This window comes from Micromonospora globispora (assembly GCF_003857015.1).
Taxonomy (GTDB): domain Bacteria; phylum Actinomycetota; class Actinomycetes; order Mycobacteriales; family Micromonosporaceae; genus Micromonospora; species Micromonospora globispora.
This window is the reverse complement of sequence record NZ_QGGF01000775.1, coordinates 1-509: the sequence shown is the minus strand read 5'-3', so window position 1 is coordinate 509 and position 509 is coordinate 1. Positions and strand designations below refer to the sequence as shown.

At 77.6% G+C, this 509-nt stretch carries 1 pseudogene; it reads left to right on the top strand.

Features of this window, described 5'->3' with window-relative positions:
* Window positions 1-509, top strand: a pseudogene (locus DKL51_RS35480) (hypothetical protein); the annotation flags it as partial.

The window sequence follows — 509 nt, the reverse complement described above, 5'->3', positions numbered from 1 at the left end:
GGACGGCGGCCCCGGACGGGGCGGCGCCGGTCGGTTTCGCCGGCGACGCCGTCCTGGTCCGGCAGCCCGGCCAGGCCGGGTTCATCGCCTGGCGCCGGTCGGTCGGTTCGCTGCCCGCCGGGGCCGACCAGAGCGTTCTGAACGTCTACGGCGTGCTGCCCGACGGCCGGGTGGTCGCCCAGGTCTCCGCCGGCTCGCCCCGCCGACCCTGCCTGGCCCTGCTCGACCCGGCGCACGGCCTGGCCCCGGTGCGGACCGGCTGCGGCACCGAGCTCGGCACCGACGGTCGCGGCGGGGTGTCGCCCGACGGGCGGTGGCTGCTGCTGAACGGAACGAAGAAGGACGCCCTCCTGGTCGACCTGGGTGCCCTCGGTCCGGACGTATCGGCCCGGCCCGCCGGACCGAAGGTGACCGACGTGGTGGCCTGGACGCCGACCGGTACGGCCCTGCACGTGGACGGCGCCGGCCGGCTCGTCCGGGTCCGGGCCGAGCAGGTGCTGGCCTGTCTC